The sequence below is a fragment of the Streptomyces sp. NPDC098789 genome (genome assembly GCF_044759975.1).
In the GTDB taxonomy this organism is placed as follows: domain Bacteria; phylum Actinomycetota; class Actinomycetes; order Streptomycetales; family Streptomycetaceae; genus Streptomyces.
In genome coordinates, this window is record NZ_JBIWAJ010000003.1 from 31,924 (window position 1) to 47,775 (window position 15,852).

Consider the following 15,852-nt stretch of genomic DNA (forward strand, 5'->3'; position numbering starts at 1 on the left):
CCGTATTGCAGGTTCGTGGCCAAGCCGGCCGGGACGTTCCCGTGCCCGGGTCCGTGGCCCTACCGTCCGTCGGAACGCACTGACGAAGGAGAGTTCCGCGCATGCCCCACGACCTCTCGGCCGAGGGCCGCTACGACCGCACCCGGCTGCGCCAGTGGGCCCGCGGGCGGGCCCGGTCCGCCGGAGTGGACCGCCGCGACCTGCTGAGGCTCTTCGCCGCCGGGGTCGCCGCCGCCGGCCCGCTGGCCCTGTCGGCCGGCCCCGCCGCCGCGACCACGGGCGCCACCGGCGCGCCCGCCGGACCCACCGCGCCCGTGCCGGCCGCGGGGCTCCCGGGCGTGGTCAAGCCGCTGCCGCCCGAGCTGTTCACGCTGCGCGGCACCAATGCCGAGACGAAGTTCGCCGCCCTGCGCGGCACCGGGCAGCTGACCCCGGTCGACCGCTTCTTCGTCCGCAACCACACCGCGACCCCGCACGTCGACGCCGACACGTGGACGTTGAAGGTCTGGGGCAGCGGGCTGCGCGGCGCGGCCGTGGAGTTCTCCTACGACCGGCTGCGCGCCCTGCCCGCCGTCGAACGGACCCTGTTCATCGAGTGCGCGGGCAACGGCCGCAGCTTCTACACCACCCAGCAGGGCCAGCAGGTCACCGGCACCGCGTGGACGCTCGGCGCGGTCGGCGTGGCGCACTGGCGCGGGGCGCGCCTGTCGGACGTACTGCGCCACGCGGGCGTGCGCGCGGACGCCGTCGACGTCCTGCCGCGCGGGCTGGACGACGAGGTCGTGACGAACGGGGTGAACCTGGGACGGGTGCGGCGGCCGCTGCCCGTCGCGAAGGCGCTGGACGACGTCATCCTCGCCTACGAGATGAACGGGCGCCCGCTCCCGCCCGATCACGGCCACCCCGTGCGGGTCGTGGTCCCGGACTGGATCGGCATCTCCTCGATCAAGTGGGTCGGGGACATCGAGGTCAGTTCCACTCCGCTCTACACACCCTGGAACACCGACCTGTACCGCCTCTTCGGGCCCGACCAGCCGCCGCAGGGCAGCGCCCCGCTCACCCGGCAGACCCTCAAGAGCGCCTTCGAGCTGGAGCTGGGCGCCACGGTGCCGGTGCACCGGACGCGGTTGCTGACCGGCCGTTCGTGGTCGGGCGCGGCGCCCGTGCGACGGGTGGAGGTCAGCACCGACGGCGGTCGGCACTGGCAGCGGGCCCGGCTGCACGATGCGCCGCGCCGGGGCAACTGGGTCCGGTGGTCGCTGCCGTGGACCCCGCGCGCCACGGGTACGACCGCGCTCCTCGCCCGGGCCACCGACGCGACCGGTCGCACGCAGCCGGAGACCACCGCGCACAACACGCAGGGGTACCTCTTCGATGCGGTCGTCCGGCACCCCGTGACCGTGGTCTGAACCTTTTGCCCGCGCAACTCTTGACGATCCACATAAGGAGGAAATAATGACTCGGCCGACATGATCGGCAGAGCACATCAGGGGTGGGGACATGCAGGTCAATGAAGAATCGGCCGAGGACGTGCGCGGCCGTGCCCGGGAGTTCATACAGCTCGGACGGCTGGAGGAAGCCCGCGGGGTTGCGAATGCGTTCATCGAGGCGGAGAGATTGGACGCGGGGGTGTTCCTGGCCCTGGGCGAGGCGCACGCCGCCGAGGACGACGACGAGCACGACGACCTCGCGGAGCGGGCGTACCAACGGGGCCTGGAGGCCTTCCCGGATGACATCGAGCTGCTCACGGCCTACGCGCGGCTGTGCCTGACCACCGACTTCAACGAGCGGCCCCGACGGTTCGACCGGGGACCGGCGCTCGCCGCGCGGGTGCGGGAACTGGCGCCGGATTCGGCCCACGTCCTGTCACTGGCCTCGGTGCAGCGCGGTCCCGGACGCAACCGGCCGCCGAGGGGCCCGTCGTCGTACCGCGTGCAGACCCTCGACCTGAAGTGGGCACTGGAGCGCGCCACCGACCGGGCCGTGGCGATCGAGGAGTCCCGGGTCGCCGCCGCGGCGCACCCGGCCGACGTGCGCCGACAGGTGCTGGCGCACACGCTCGCCGCCTTCGAGCGTCCCGTGGTGGCACGGCTCCTGCCGATCGTGCTGCGCCCCCGCGCGTACGGCCTCGTGCACGCGGCCTGCCTGATCGCGCTGCTCGTCGGCCGGGTCTGGTGGGGCAACTCCGCAGGGGCCCTGGGCCTGGTGCTGGTGGGCATCCTCGTCGTCAGCCTCCCCCGGTTCGCGGTGCAGCGGGTGCTGCGCAAGGCGCGATGCGCGGCGGGCCCGTGGCCCGGGGGCGACTTCGCCCCCGGCATGGCGACGGACGGGGTCTCCGAGAGCGGGTTGCCGCCCGTTCCCGCGCTCACGGGCCGCGACATCGCGGCCTCGCTGGCCCCACTCGCGTTGGTCACGGTCGCCGTGGTGGCGACGGCGGCGTGGTCGTGGTCCCTCGCCCGGCAGTATCCGCGATACGAGGTGTCGGCGCCGGCCACACTGGCCGGTATGCCGTTGACCTCCGACGGACCGCTCGCCGAACTTGCCCGCACCGGCGCGTCCACGATGCCCGAGGAATCGTTTCACTTCGCGTACGACCCGGTGGGCGACGGTGTCGAGGGGATCGCCGTCGTCGGTAGCACCGGCGATCTGCACGACGCGCGGGCCGAGATGGTCGACCTACCGCGGGTCGCCGTGGCCGGCTCGCCGGACGTCCACGTGAGCGAGGTCTGGCGCCCCGACCCCGGCACCCTCGGCGGCTGGGTGCAGTGCCTCTCCTCCGAGAGCGGGGGCGAGATCCTGCACAATTGCGCCTGGGCCGACAAGGGCAGCTTCGGCTACGTGCTCCTCCGTGGTCCCGCCCTGGACCGGGACCGGGTGAGCGACCTGGCCCGCACCGCCCGGGAAGCGGTGCTCCACCGCATCGACGACTGACGCGGCCCTCCCCTGGGTTCCCCCGGGAACGCCCGAACGGCCCCGGCCGACCGGCGCGCCACGTCGTGTGACGCGTGCCGGTCGAACGGGGCCGTTCGGGCCGTGCGGAGTAGTTCGGGCGGAGCCGCCGCTAGTGGGCGGCGACCGCCGCCTTGCCGCCGACCTGCGGGTTCTCCGCCAGCCAGGCGCGCACGGCTTCCTGCTCCTTGCCCTTGCCCGTCTCCTGAATCTTCGCCTCCAGGCCGGTGAGCTGCTTCTCCGTCAGCTTGAAGTCGCGCAGCCAGGAGGTCACCTCGGGCTCGTCCGTGGCGAAGCCCTTGCGGGCGAGGCTGTGGATGCCGTCGCCCTTGCCCCAGATGCCCTTGGGGTCGGCGAGCTTGGTCAGGTCGTAGGAGGCGTAGGCCCAGTGCGGCGACCAGAGCATCACCGCGACGGGCTCCTTCTTGGCGTAGGCCCGCTTGAGCTCCGCGAGCATGCCCGGGGTGGAACCGTCGACGACCTGGTACTCGCCGTCGATGCCGTACTCCTTGAGCACCTTGCTCTTGAGCAGTCCCATCGCGCCCGCGCTCGGTTCGATGCCGATGATGCGGCCCTTGAACTCGGCCGACTTGCCCTTGAGGTCGGCGAGGGACTTGACGTCCTTCACGTAGGAGGGGACCGACAGCTCCAGGGAGGTCGGCCCGTACCAGGAGCCCAGGTCGTCGAGCTTGTTCCCGTACTTCGCCCAGTACTCGGCCTGGGTGACCGGCAGCCAGCCGTCGGTCTGGAAGTCGACCTGGCCGCCCGCGAGGCCGGTGAAGAGCGCGCCCAGTTCGAGCTGGCGGGCCTCCACCTGGAAGCCGCGGCGCTCCAGGAGCTCCTTCCACAGGAAGGTGGAGGCGATGCCCTCGTCCCACGGGATGTACCCGATGCTGATCTTGCGGCCCTTGCCGATGTCGTCGGCCGCGTCGACGGTCGTGTGCCCCGTGCCGCCGAAGGCGTTCAGGCCTCCCGCGACCAGGGCCAGGACCACCGCGCCGGTCAGGGCGTGGACGGGCTGCGGACGGTGGTTCCACACCTTCTTCGGGCCGCTCGCCAGGGCGAGGGCCTTCGCGAGGGTGCGGCGGCCGAGCGGCGAGACCTGCCGGCCGAGCGCGCCGGTCATCCGGTCCAGGTACATGGCGAGGATGACGATGGAGATGCCCGCCTCGAAGCCGAGGCCGATGTCGATGTTGCCGATGGCGCGGTAGACCGCGCCGCCCAGGCCGCCGCCGCCGACCATGCCCGCGATCACGACCATCGACAGGCTCAGCATGATCACCTGGTTGATGCCCGCCATGATCGTGGGCAGGGCGAGCGGGAGCTGGACCTTGACCAGCGTGTTGCGGGGGGTGGTGCCGAAGGCGTCGGCGGCCTCCACGAGCTCCCCGTCGACCTGGCGGATGCCGAGTTCGGTCATCCGTACGCCGGGCGGCAACGAGAAGACGATGGTGGCGATGATGCCGGGGACCACGCCCACGCCGAAGAAGATGATGCCGGGGATCAGGTAGACCATGGCGGGCATGGTCTGCATGAAGTCCAGCACCGGGCGCAGGACGCCGCTCACGCGCGTGGAGCGGGAGGCCCAGATGCCCAGCGGGATCGCGATGACGAGGGTCACCAGGGTCGCGACGAGCACCAGGGACAGCGTGGACATCGCTTCGTCCCACAGCTGAACGGAGTCGATGAGGGCGAGGCCCGCGAAGGCGAGCAGTCCGGCGAGCAGGCCGCGCAGCCACCAGGCGGCGACGGCGAGGATGCCCGCGAAGAGCAGCGGGTGCGGGAAGGACAGCACGGCGTCGAAGCCGTCGTACAGGCCCGTGACGACGGCGCTGATCGCGTCGAACAGCCAGGACAGGTGGCTCTGGAGGAAGTCGACCGCGTGGTCGACCCACACGCCGAGGTGGAGGCGGGGCATCAGACGGTCACCTCCTTCTTGCGCTCGGGGTGCTGGCGCGGCACGGTGGCGCGGTCGCAGCGCAGCGGCGCGCGCTGCTCGTCGCCGATGAAGGCGACCAGCCGGGACTGCGGTACGCGGCCCAGCACGACGCCGTCGGCGTCCGTGACGGCGACGGGGTGCGGCACCCGGGCACTGACCGCGCACAGCTCGGCGAGCGGGGTGTCGGCGCTGACGGTGGGGCAGTCGCAGGCGCGGTCCTCCGCGCCGCCTTCGGCGCCGTCCGGGCGGCCGGGGTCGGTCATCACGGCGTCGGCCGTGAGCACGCGGGAGCGGTCCACGTCCTGGATGAAGGAGGCGACGTAGTCGTCGGCGGGCCGCATCAGGATGTCCTCCGCGGTGCCGAGCTGGACGATCCGCCCGTTGCGCATCACGGCTATGGAGTCGCCGAGGCGCATCGCTTCGTTCAGGTCGTGGGTGATGAAGACGATGGTCTTCTTCAGCCGGTGCTGGATCTCCAGGAGCTGGTCCTGCATGTCGCGCCGGATCAGCGGGTCGAGCGCGCTGAAGGACTCGTCCATCAGCAACAGGTCCGCGTCGGTGGCCAGGGCGCGGGCGAGGCCGACGCGCTGCTGCATGCCGCCGGAGAGTTCGTCGGGCCAGGAGCGCTCCCAGCCGGCCAGACCGCACAGCTCCAGGGCCTCGGTGGCCCGGCGCTCGCGCTCGGCCCGGGGCACGCCCTGGACTTCGAGGCCGTAAGCGGCGTTCTCCAGCACGTCGCGGTGCGGGAACAGCGCGAAGTGCTGGAAGACCATGCTGATCTTCGTGGAGCGTACGTGACGCAGCTCACCCGGGCTGAGCGCCGTGAGGTCCTGGCCGTCGTAGAGGACGCGCCCGGCGGTCGGTTCGAGCAGCCCGTTCAGCATGCGCAGCAGTGTGGACTTTCCGGAACCGGAAAGGCCCATGACGACGAAGATCTGGCCCGGCTCGACACTGAAGGAGGCGTCGATCACCGCTGCCGTCGTACCGTCGGCGCGCAGGTCGTCGCGGTCGGCGCCGCCCTCCAGGGAGCGCACCGCTTCCTCGGGTCGTCTTCCGAACACTTTGTAGACGTGCTCGGTCTGGAGCCTGGACACATGTACCTCGCGGGTCGTAGTGAGCACGGCGTGCCGGTCCGAAGGCCGGCGGCCGTGGAGCGATGCGGGATCCGCCCGCGTCGTCCCGGTCGGCAGACGGCACCGGACCGGGGTTCGCTCAAGAGGCGCAAATGCCCCATCGATGAATGAACAAACGCAAAGGTGATCCAGTTCACGTTTGCGGCACACAAGGCCCGTCGCGCGTCAGGAGCCGGGCGCCGGGTACACGCGCGCCATGACACGGACCAGGAAGTGGAGTTGGGGCGCGCAGCCCTCGGACGGCCCCCTCGGGGGGCCGAAAGTACGATCGTTCCCGCATCTCATCATGCGGACAGCCCTGATGCTCCCGGCCTTTGCCGCGCTGGTCGCCTTCAGTGTGCTGCTGGCCCGCCTCACCCTGGAGCCCTCGGCCGCGTCGGAGGGCCTCATCCACAGCAATCTGCGGCCCGGCAGCTCGATCCGCGCGTACGTCGACCGGGGCACCGCGCGGGAGGCGGCCCGCCAACTCGGCGGGAACCTCCTCCTCGGCGTCCCCTTCGGCGTGCTGCTGCCGGTGCTGCTGCCCCGGGCCAGGGGGGCCGTGCGCGTGGTGGTGGCCACCGCGGCCGTGATGACCCTGGTGGAGCTGGTCCAGGGCGCCCTCGTCACCGGGCGGACCTTCGACATCGACGACGTGATCCTCAACACGTCCGGCGCGCTGCTCGGCTACCTGCTGCTCGGGCGGCGGCTCGGCCGGGCGGTCCATCCGCGGCGGCGGCACTGGTGGCACCGGTGGTACCCGCGACCGGAGCGGGCGACGGACGCGCCGGCCGGGACCGGGTCCGGGGCGAGGGCAGAGGCAGAGGCGAAGGCGAACGCGGTGGCGGAGGTCGAAGCGCGGGAACAGGAAGAGGAACGGACCGCCGAGCGGCCGGCGCGTCGCCACGGTCCGCGCCGGGTCCGGCGGTCCTGACCGGGCGCCGCGCCGAGCGGGGCGGGACGGGAGGTCACCGCGGGGCGGCTCCGGCCGGCCCCCCGACCACGAGGACCTCGCCGACCCGCTCGGCGACGGCCGCCGCCTCCTCGGGCGGCAGGACGTCGGTGACCAGCACGTCGATCTGGTCGAGGGTGGCGAAGGTGGTGAGCCCGACCGTCGTCCACTTGGTCCGGTCGGCGAGCACCACGGTCCGGCGGGCCGCGCGCAGGAAGGTCCGGTTGGTCTCGGCCTCGGCGAGGTTGGGGGTGGTCAGACCGGTCGAGGTGCCCAGCCCGTGGCAGCCGAGGAAGAGCACGTCCACGTGCAAGGAACGGATGGCCCGGTCGGCCACCGGCCCGACGAGCGCGTCGGAGGGCGTGCGGATGCCACCGGTCAGCAGCACCGTGGCGCCGCTCGCACCGCCGCCGAGCCGCGCCGCCTCGAAGACCTCCGCGGTCCGGATCGAATTGGTGACCACGGTCAGGCCCGGGATCTCGGTGAGCTCCCGGGCCAGCGCGTGGGTGGTGGTCCCCGCGGACAGCGCGACGGCCGACCCCGGTGCCACCAGGGCGGCCGCGGCCCGTGCGATCGAGCCCTTCGCGGCCCGTTCCCACCCGGACTTCGCGTCGAAGCCGGGTTCGTGACTGCTGGGTTCACCGCCGAGGACGGCCCCGCCGTGCACCTTCTGGAGCAGGCCGTCGCGGGCGAGGGCGTCCAGGTCGCGACGTACGGTCATGTCGGAGACGTTCAGGGAGCGGGTCAGCTCGTTCACCCGGACCCCGCCCCGGCGGCGCACCTCCTCCAGGATGTGCGCGCGACGCTGATGGGCCAGCAGACTGCCGGGATCGGCCATGCCGCGACTCCTCTCCTCGGGGCGTGCGCCCCGGTCACGGAGAGCATCCTGACGCCCCGCCCGGACGTCAACACATTCCAACAGAACCACGCGGGGCGGGCGTTGGTCTTCGGCGCACGCCGTATTGACATGCTCACTAAACGGCAGTGTGATGTGGGCCGTCCCGTTGGGTTCCGTTCGATCCTGGTGATTTCTCCCCACCGAAGGCACAGGGACCACCTCGATCGCCCGTAGGCCGCCGGGACGCCTCCGCGCACACGACCTCTCGCCCCCAGGAGCCGTCCGTGCACTCGTCGCCCCCGCCACCCCGATTACACCGCCCGCTCGTCCGATCACGCCGCCCGCTCGTCCGATTGCGCCGCGCCGCCGCCGCCCTGTCGGCGCTGCCGCTCCTGGTGTCCGCGGCGGGCACCGTCGCCCTGGCCGGGGCCGTGGTGGTCACCGCCGCCCCGCCGGCCGCCGCCCTCCCCGACGGCCAGGCGCTCACGCCGCCCATGGGGTTCAACAACTGGAACTCCACCCACTGCCGGGCCGAGTTCAACGAGAGCATGGTCAAGGGCATCGCCGACCTGTTCGTCGCCAAGGGGTTGAAGGCCGTCGGCTACCAGTACGTCAACCTCGACGACTGCTGGGCGCTGGCGAACCGCAACGCCGAGGGCGACCTGGTCGCCGATCCGGTCCGCTTCCCGAACGGCATCAAGGCCGTCGCCGACTACGTCCACGGCAAGGGGCTCAAGTTCGGCGTCTACACCAGCGCCGGGACCAAGACCTGCAACACGGCGGGCTTCCCGGGCGGTCTGGGGCACGAGCAGCAGGACGCGAACCTCTTCGCCTCCTTCGGGGTCGACTACCTCAAGTACGACAACTGCAACAACCAGGGCGTGGACGCCAAGAAGCGGTACACCGCCATGCGCGACGCGCTCCGCAACACCGGGCGGCCCATCGTGTTCTCGCTCTGCGAATGGGGCGAGAACCAACCGTGGAACTGGGCAGCCGACGTCGGCCACCTGTGGCGCACCACGGGTGACATCGGCGACAGCTGGTCCTCGATGATCAACATCGCGCACGCCGACCAGGGGCTCGCGCAGTACGCCGGGCCCGGCCACTGGAACGACCCCGACATGCTGGAGGTCGGCAACGGCGGGATGACCGCCATCGAGTACCGGACCCACTTCAGCCTCTGGTCGATGATGGCCGCGCCGCTCCTGATCGGCAGCGACCTGCGCAAGGCGAGCGCCGAGACCTTCGCGACGCTGTCCAACGCCGACGTCATCGCTCTGGACCAGGACCCGCTCGGCCGCCAGGGCACCGTGGTCTCGGCCACCGGGGGTCTGGTGGTCATGGTCAAGGAACTGCAGAACGGCGACCGGGCCGTGTCCTTGACCAACGAGACCGGGTCCACCGCCACGGTGTCCACCACCATGGACGCCCTGGGCATCGGGGGCCGTGCGCCGTACTCCCTCAAGGACCTGTGGACCAAGACCACTTCGACCACCGACGGTCCCGGCCTGAGCGCCTCGGTCGGCGCGCACGCGACCATCGTCCACCGGATCTCCCCCGGCGCGCTCCCGCTCCCGCCCGCGGGCACCTCACAGCTCTCCGACCTGCACTGGACCGGCGCTTCCAACGGTTGGGGCCCGGTGGAACCGGACCGCAGCAACGGGGAGCAGGCCGCCGGTGACGGTCGCACGCTCACCGTGGGCGGAGTGACGTACCCCAAGGGCCTGGGCGTCCACGCGGCCAGCACCGTGACCTACCACCTGGGCGGCCGGTGCAGCGCGCTCACGGTGGACGTGGGCGTCGACGACGAGAAGGGCAGCAACGGCTCGGTGGTCTTCCAGGTCTACCGGGACGCCGTCGTGGTGGCCGACAGCGGTCTGCTCACCACCGCGGACAGCGCCCGCGGGCTGACCGCCGATCTCACCGGCGGCCGGACGTTGAAGCTCGTCGTGACCGACGGCGGCAACGGCATCAACTCGGACCACGCGGACTGGGCCGCGCCCCGGCTCACCTGCAACTGACCCACTCGACACGGGAGTCACCGACCATGCAGCCGTCCCGCCCGCTCCGTACGGTCCACCGCGCCGCGGCCCTCGCCGGCGTCCTCGCGCTCTCCCTCGCCCTGGGGGCCTGTTCCTCCGGGAAACCCTCCGGCGGGGCGGGCGGCAGGGCCCCGGCCGACGGCCCGATATCCATCGCCTACCTGCAGAAGCAGGGCGACCAGGAGTACTTCGTCTCCGAGGCCGCGGGCGCGCGGCGCAAGGCCGACGAACTGGGCATCGCACTCAGGGTGGTCAATCTCGGCAACGACGCGTCCAAGACCATCACGGAGGTGAAGTCGGCCGCCGCGCAGAAGAACCGGGGCATCATCATCGTGGTCCCGGAGTCGGCCGTCGGACCGCAGGTCGTCGCGGAGGCGAAGAACGCCGGTATCGCACTGCTCACTTCGGACGACCAGGTCTGCGCGAACGGTCCGAAGCCCGCCGACTGCGCCGCGGCGGACCTGGTGCCCCGGGTGGGCTTCTCCGGCCTACAGATGGGCAACGAGGTCGGCAAGCGCGCCGCCGCCGAGTTCCTCAAAGCGGGCTGGAGCCCCGCCAACTCCCGGATCGTCTACGCCTGGAAGCAGGACACCACCGTCTGCACCGACCGGGTGAAGGGCGCCAAGGCCGCGTGGAAGGAGGCCGGCGGCCCCGAGGTCCAGGCCGTCGAGGTCGGTACGGACAACACTCCGGCCGGTGCGCAGGCGAAGGTGGAGGCCACCGTGACCGCCAACCAGAGCGTCCGGCACTGGGTGGTCATGGGGTGCAACGACGAGAACGTCGCGGGCGGGGTCAAGGGCCTGGCCAACGCCGGGGTCAAGGGCGCGGACGTCATCGGCATCGGCCTCGGCGCCTACCTGGCCTGCAAGGACTGGCAGGCGGGCGCCGACAACGGCATGAAGGCCGCGCTCTACATCCCCGGCGACGAGGTCGGGAAGCTGGCCGTCCAGGCGATGTACGACAAGCTCAAGAACGGCAAGGAGTTCGCCCCGGAGTCCTTCGCCCCGACCCGGATGGTGGACGCGACCAACTGGAAGGACGCCGGCTTCGGGTGCAAGTGAGCGGATCGGTCGCAGGACGCGGGACGCGGCGCACGGAGCACGCGGCGCGGGACACGGGGCACGTGCGCGGGCACGGGCACGGGGAGAGCGGTGGTGGGTGCGGATGAAGGAGATGGACGAGGACGCGAACGGGCCCGACCCGGCGGGCGGGCTGGGCGTGCGCGACATCGTCAAGAGCTACGGCGGGGTCCGGGCCCTGGTCGGGGTGAGCCTGGACTTCCCGGCGGGCACCGTGACCGCGCTCATGGGCGAGAACGGAGCGGGCAAGTCGACCCTGCTCAAGATCATCTGCGGTGACCAGGGCGCCGACTCGGGCGCGGTGCGGCTCGACGGCGTCCCCTTGCGCCTGCACTCCCCCGCCGACGCCCGGGCGGCCGGGATCCGCTTCATCCCGCAGGAGCCGGAGATCGTCCCGCACCTCAGCGTCGCGGAGAACGTCTACCTCGGCGCCCTGCCGACCCGCGCCGGGCGCCGCTTCGACCGGCCCGGCCTGCGCCGGCGGCTCGAAGCCGACCTGCTGCGGATCGGCTTCGCCGAGGTGCTCGACGCCGACGCCCTGGGCACCGATCTCACGGCGGCCCAACGCCAGTTGGTGGAGATCCTGCGGGCCCTGACCGGCGAGGCGAAGGTCATCGCCTTCGACGAACCGACCTCCTCCCTGTCGGAGCACGAGGTGGCCGCCCTGTTCGCGCTCATCCGACGACTGCGCGCGGCCGGCCTGGCGGTGGTGTACGTATCCCACCGGATGCGGGAGATCTTCCAACTCGCCGATCGGGTCGCCGTGTTGCGCGACGGTGCGCTGGTCGGCGTAAGGGTTGCGGCGGACACCGACGAGGGCGAGATCGTACGGATGATGGTCGGCCGGAAGCTGTCCGCCCTCTTCGCCCGCACGCACGCGGCCACCGACCGGGTCGTCCTCGACGTCCGGGGCGTGCGCACCGACGACGTGCACGACATCGACCTACAGGTCCGGGCCGGGGAAGTGGTGGCGCTCGCGGGGCTCGTCGGCGCCGGACGCTCCGAACTGGCCCGGGCCCTCGTCGGCGACCTCCCCCTGCGCGCCGGCTCGGTCAGCGTCGACGGCCGCGCCCTGCGACTACGACGTCCCTCCGACGCGGTGCGCGCCGGGATCGGGCTCGCGCCCGAGGAACGCAAGGCGCAGGCGCTCTTCATGGACCGTTCGGTGCGGGACAACACCACGCTGGCGGTGTTGGGCCCGCTCAGCCGCCTGCGGTTCGTCCGCCGGCGTGCGGAGCGGCGGCTCGCCCGCGAGTTCACCGATCGGCTACGGGTGCGCACGCCCTCCATCGAGCACCCGGTGCGCGAGCTCTCGGGCGGCAACCAGCAGAAGGTGGTGCTCGCCCGCTGGCTGGCGCGCCGGCCGAAGGTGCTGCTCCTCGACGAACCGACGCGCGGGATCGACGTCGGTGCCAAGGCCGAGATCTACCGGATCATAGCGGATCTCGCGCAGGCGGGTGTCGCCCTCCTGGTCATCTCCTCGGAGCTGCCGGAGGTGCTGGGCCTGGCGGACCGGGTGGTGGTCATGCAGGACGGCCGGATCACGGGTGAGTTGAGCCGGGCCGAGGCCACCGAGGAGCGGGTCCTCGCGCTCGCCATGGCCGACGACCTGACCCCGGCCGCGGGCCCGGCCGTGACCACAGCCGCGGGGCACGGCACGCACGGCGCCGCGCACGACCGTACGGACGACAGCGAGGGACGGACATGACGACGAGGACGGCGCCCCCGAAGGAACCCAGCGGCTCCGGGACCGAGGAGGACCGGGACCTGACCGCCACGCGGCCGCCGACCCGCGCGGCGGCCTGGCTCCGCGCGGTCGGCGGCCAGAACGTCGGCCTCATCGGCGGCCTGGTGCTGGTCACGGCCCTCTTCGGATCCCTCAATCCCGCCTACCTCACCTGGGCCAACATCAAGGTGATCGGTGACGCGGTCACCATCTCGGGGCTGCTGGCCCTGGTGCAGACGGTGGTCATCATCTGCGGAGCCCTCGACATCTCCGTCGGCTCCCAGGTCGGCGTCGCCTCCGTCGTCTCCGCCATGGTGTTCACCTCGACCGGCTCCAACGCCCTGCTCGGCATCGCCGCGGCGCTCGGTGTCGGCCTGCTCGCCGGCCTGGTCAACGGCGCCGTGATCGTCTATGGGCGGATCAACCCGGTGATCGCCACCCTGGCCACCCTGGCCGTGTACAAGGGGGTCGCCCAACTGCTGTCGAAGGGGGCGGCGCAGGGCTACGTCAGCAACGACGACGTCTTCGTCTTCCTCGCGAACGGGTCGGTCCTCGGCGTACCCGTGCTGTTGTGGGTGCTGGCCCTGGTGACCGTGTGCATCCACCTGCTGCTCGGATACACGGACATCGGCCGCAACGTCTACGCGATCGGCGGCAACGACACCGCGGCCCGGCTGGCCGGGATCCACATCAACAAGTACCTGATCGCGGTCTACGGCCTGGCAGGCGTGGTGGCCGCGGTCGCCGGCGTGCTGCTGACCGCCCGCACCGGCTTCGGCCACCCGGTCTCGGGCAGCGAGGGCCTGGAGCTCAAGGCGATCACGGCGGCCGCCCTGGGCGGCTGCCTGCTGACCGGCGGCCGCGGCGGAGTCGGCGGCACCCTGCTGGCGATCACCCTGCTGGGCGCCCTGGACAACGGCCTGACCGTCGAGGGCGTGAACCCCTTCTGGCAGAACGTCGCCCAGGGCGCCCTCCTGGTCGCCGCCGTGGTCATCCAGAAGCGCCGCGCCCGCGAACGCGCGGTGGGGCTGCCGACGTAGGGGGTGTCCGGTGGATCCTGCTACCAGATCTGGGCCACCCATTCGGGGTGGTCGATGAAGGGGTTCCGGTTGTGCTGGTAGGTGTCGTAGATGACCTGGTTGCGGCGCTGCTCGAAGGCGTCCGGCGGGTCCTGCTGGCTCCACTGCTTCAGCACGCTGATCCGGCCGATCGCCGGGGCCGAGCCGTTGTTGACCTTGTCGTTGACTTCGAGGTTCGCGAAGCCGTCGCCGCCGTCGTAGCGGACCGCCATGTAGAGCAGCATGCGCGCGACGTCACCCTTGACGGCGTCGCGCGGCTCGAAGGAGTCCGAGTCCGTGAAGCTGCCCGGGGCCTCGGCGACCGGGCTGCCGCCCTTGTCGAAGTCCTTGTTGCCACGGGTGCTGTTGACCGTGACGTCCTCGGGACGCAGGTGGTGCAGGTCGGTGCCCGGGCCGGTGGCGGTGCCGAAGTCGCCGTGGCTCTTGGCCCAGACGTGCTCGCGGTTCCAGTCGTTGACCCCGCCGCCGTTGGTGGACTTGGCCTGGGAGCGGCCCGAGTAGACCAGGATCACGTTGTTGTGGTTGGCCGGGTCCTCGTCCGTCGTCTTCAGGGCGTCCCACACCTGTTCGTAGGTGACCTTGGACTGCACCTTGATGATCTCGTGGAGCGCGCTCTTGAGGGCGGGCCCGGTCTTGCCCGTGGCGGAGGCGTAGTACGCGTCGACCGATACGGAGCCCGCGAGGGGCGCGGCGGCGGGCGCCGCCTGAGCGGGCGCCTGGCCCGCGGAGGCGTGCGCCGGAGCGAACAGCAGGGCGGTTGCCGCGAGGCCCGCGGCCAGCGGCGCCAAGCGCGAAATTCTTATCACGTGGGGGGTACCTCTCCACACGCACCGCTCCCGCCCGGGGAATTGGCGGGACATCAGGTGGCAGAGCGAGGTTCACATTGTCATGTGCCGAACAGATTAAGAAAACATGTCGGGAACCTGACCCTCGCCGCCTGACCTCCCCTTCAGACCCGCGCGCGTACGCCCCCCGGCGCCCTGCGGCGCGCCCGCAGGGCCAGCGCCCCCGCCGCCACGACCGCCGCCGCCGCTCCCACGAGCGTCAGCAGCCAGACCGGGACGCCGTCTCCGATCGTCAGCAGGCGGTCCTCGTAGACGGCCCGGCGGTAGGGGGTGTCGGAGGCCGTGGCCCGCAGTTCGTGATCGCCGTCGATCCGCGCGGGCTCCGGGAAGCGCTGCTCGATGGCGGTGAGGAACACCGGCTCACCGCCGGTCAGTTCGGCCAGCGCGGCGCCCCTGGCGCCCGCGGCGCCGCCCTTCGGGTCGATGCGGTCGGCGAAGGTCACCTCGGGGGCGGCGCCGCCGATCGCGGAGCGGGGCTCCATCCGGTGGTCCGCCAGGACGTACAGCCCGAGCGATTGCGGGGTCTTCGCCAGCCGGGACAGCCTCATCGGGTAGACCAGCCGGTCACTGGCGAAGCGGATCCGCAGCGGGTCCAGATCGCCGCCGAGGGTCCGGCCCGCCTCCTTCGGTACGAGTCGCACCGCCACGTACTCCCACTTCTGCGCGACGTACGGCCCCAGTTCGGTGGCGAGACCCTCGGGCAGCTCGAAGCCGTTGGCCTGTAGCCACGCGCGCAGCGCCTGCGGGTCGGTCGCCGTCAGGCGTGCGACGTCGAAGTCGCCGAGCTGCTCGCGCCCGACGACGCCGACCGGCGGCGCCCCGCCGGGGCGGGCGGCGCCCACCTCGTCCCGGCCCCCCGAGCCGAAGGGCCAATCCCGGTTCCGGGGCCAGAAGTAGCTCCGCGTCCGGTGTTCGGGCCGGGTCAGCTCGGCCAGGTCGGCGAACAGGTCGGGGTTGCCGAGCTCCACGGTCGCCCGCCCGGGCACCGGCATGATCCAGGCGGCCCGGTGGGCGTCCCCGCTGACGCTGAACCGCATCACGATCTGTTCCGTGGCGCCGTCCCAGCGCACCACCGAACTCTCCCGGCCGACCCCGATCCGGGACCGCCCGTCGGGGATCATCGCACCGCAGCCGCAGGCGTAGGCCGGGCTGATCAGCGAGCCGAGCTGGGTCGCGAGCAGGGCGAGCAGCACGGCGAGAATCCTTCTGTTCCTCCACACGGGGTCTCAGACGGCTGCCGCCGTGATCCGGTTCCCCGTCACACCGTGCCGCCCGCGCCGCTCCGTCAGGA

11 protein-coding genes and 1 pseudogene are annotated in these 15,852 nt (G+C 72.1%); 7 read left to right on the plus strand and 5 right to left on the minus strand.

Features of this window, described 5'->3' with window-relative positions:
* The first annotated feature begins 101 nt into the window (after positions 1–101).
* Complete coding sequence (locus tag ACIQWR_RS07770; RefSeq protein WP_404005843.1) at positions 102–1,409, plus strand: sulfite oxidase; 1,308 nt, start codon at positions 102–104, stop codon at positions 1,407–1,409.
* 91 nt (positions 1,410–1,500) lie between these two features.
* Positions 1,501–2,931 (plus strand): hypothetical protein, encoded by a 1,431-nt coding sequence (locus ACIQWR_RS07775; RefSeq protein WP_404005844.1) that lies wholly within the window; start codon positions 1,501–1,503, stop codon positions 2,929–2,931.
* Between the two features lie 130 nt (positions 2,932–3,061).
* On the opposite strand, the gene ACIQWR_RS07780 is transcribed toward ACIQWR_RS07775, so the two are convergent.
* Both ACIQWR_RS07780 and ACIQWR_RS07785 read right to left on the minus strand, forming a co-directional pair.
* Positions 3,062–4,867: an ABC transporter permease/substrate binding protein gene (locus ACIQWR_RS07780; protein ID WP_404005846.1), complete on the minus strand. Its 1,806-nt coding sequence runs from the start codon at positions 4,865–4,867 to the stop codon at positions 3,062–3,064.
* Positions 4,867–5,982, minus strand: coding sequence for a glycine betaine/L-proline ABC transporter ATP-binding protein (locus tag ACIQWR_RS07785; protein ID WP_404005848.1), 1,116 nt, complete (start codon positions 5,980–5,982; stop codon positions 4,867–4,869). Before ACIQWR_RS07785 ends, ACIQWR_RS07780 begins: the two co-directional genes overlap by 1 nt.
* Before the next feature lie 235 nt (positions 5,983–6,217).
* On the opposite strand from ACIQWR_RS07785, the pseudogene ACIQWR_RS07790 reads away from it, so the two are divergent.
* Positions 6,218–6,754: pseudogene (locus ACIQWR_RS07790) on the plus strand (VanZ family protein); the annotation flags it as partial.
* A gap of 214 nt (positions 6,755–6,968) precedes the next feature.
* Here the strand turns inward: ACIQWR_RS07790 and ACIQWR_RS07795 are convergent.
* Positions 6,969–7,790 carry a DeoR/GlpR family DNA-binding transcription regulator gene (locus ACIQWR_RS07795; protein ID WP_404005850.1) on the minus strand — a complete coding sequence of 274 codons (822 nt, stop codon included), beginning with the start codon at positions 7,788–7,790 and terminating at the stop codon, positions 6,969–6,971.
* A 494-nt stretch (positions 7,791–8,284) separates the two neighbouring features.
* Here ACIQWR_RS07795 and ACIQWR_RS07800 point away from each other — a divergent pair, with 494 nt between their 5' ends.
* The 4 genes from ACIQWR_RS07800 (at position 8,285) to ACIQWR_RS07815 (ending at position 13,677) form a co-directional block, all read left to right on the plus strand.
* A complete protein-coding gene (locus tag ACIQWR_RS07800) occupies positions 8,285–9,811 on the plus strand; it encodes an NPCBM/NEW2 domain-containing protein (protein ID WP_404006385.1) in 1,527 nt (508 codons plus the stop codon).
* Positions 9,812–9,837: 26 nt separating this feature from the next.
* Positions 9,838–10,893 (plus strand): substrate-binding domain-containing protein, encoded by a 1,056-nt coding sequence (locus tag ACIQWR_RS07805; protein WP_404005851.1) that lies wholly within the window; start codon positions 9,838–9,840, stop codon positions 10,891–10,893.
* 103 nt (positions 10,894–10,996) lie between these two features.
* On the plus strand, positions 10,997–12,619 hold the full coding sequence (locus tag ACIQWR_RS07810; protein ID WP_404005853.1) for a sugar ABC transporter ATP-binding protein: 1,623 nt from the start codon (positions 10,997–10,999) through the stop codon (positions 12,617–12,619).
* Complete coding sequence (locus ACIQWR_RS07815) at positions 12,616–13,677, plus strand: ABC transporter permease (RefSeq protein WP_404005854.1); 1,062 nt, start codon at positions 12,616–12,618, stop codon at positions 13,675–13,677. The genes ACIQWR_RS07810 and ACIQWR_RS07815 overlap by 4 nt, the downstream gene beginning before the upstream one ends.
* 20 nt (positions 13,678–13,697) lie before the next feature.
* Here the strand turns inward: ACIQWR_RS07815 and ACIQWR_RS07820 are convergent, their stop codons facing one another.
* Positions 13,698–14,504 (minus strand): endonuclease I family protein, encoded by an 807-nt coding sequence (locus tag ACIQWR_RS07820; protein ID WP_404005856.1) that lies wholly within the window; start codon positions 14,502–14,504, stop codon positions 13,698–13,700.
* 161 nt (positions 14,505–14,665) lie between these two features.
* Positions 14,666–15,751, minus strand: a complete 1,086-nt coding sequence (locus ACIQWR_RS07825; protein ID WP_404006387.1) for a DUF2330 domain-containing protein — start codon at positions 15,749–15,751, stop codon at positions 14,666–14,668.
* Positions 15,752–15,852 lie beyond the last annotated feature (101 nt).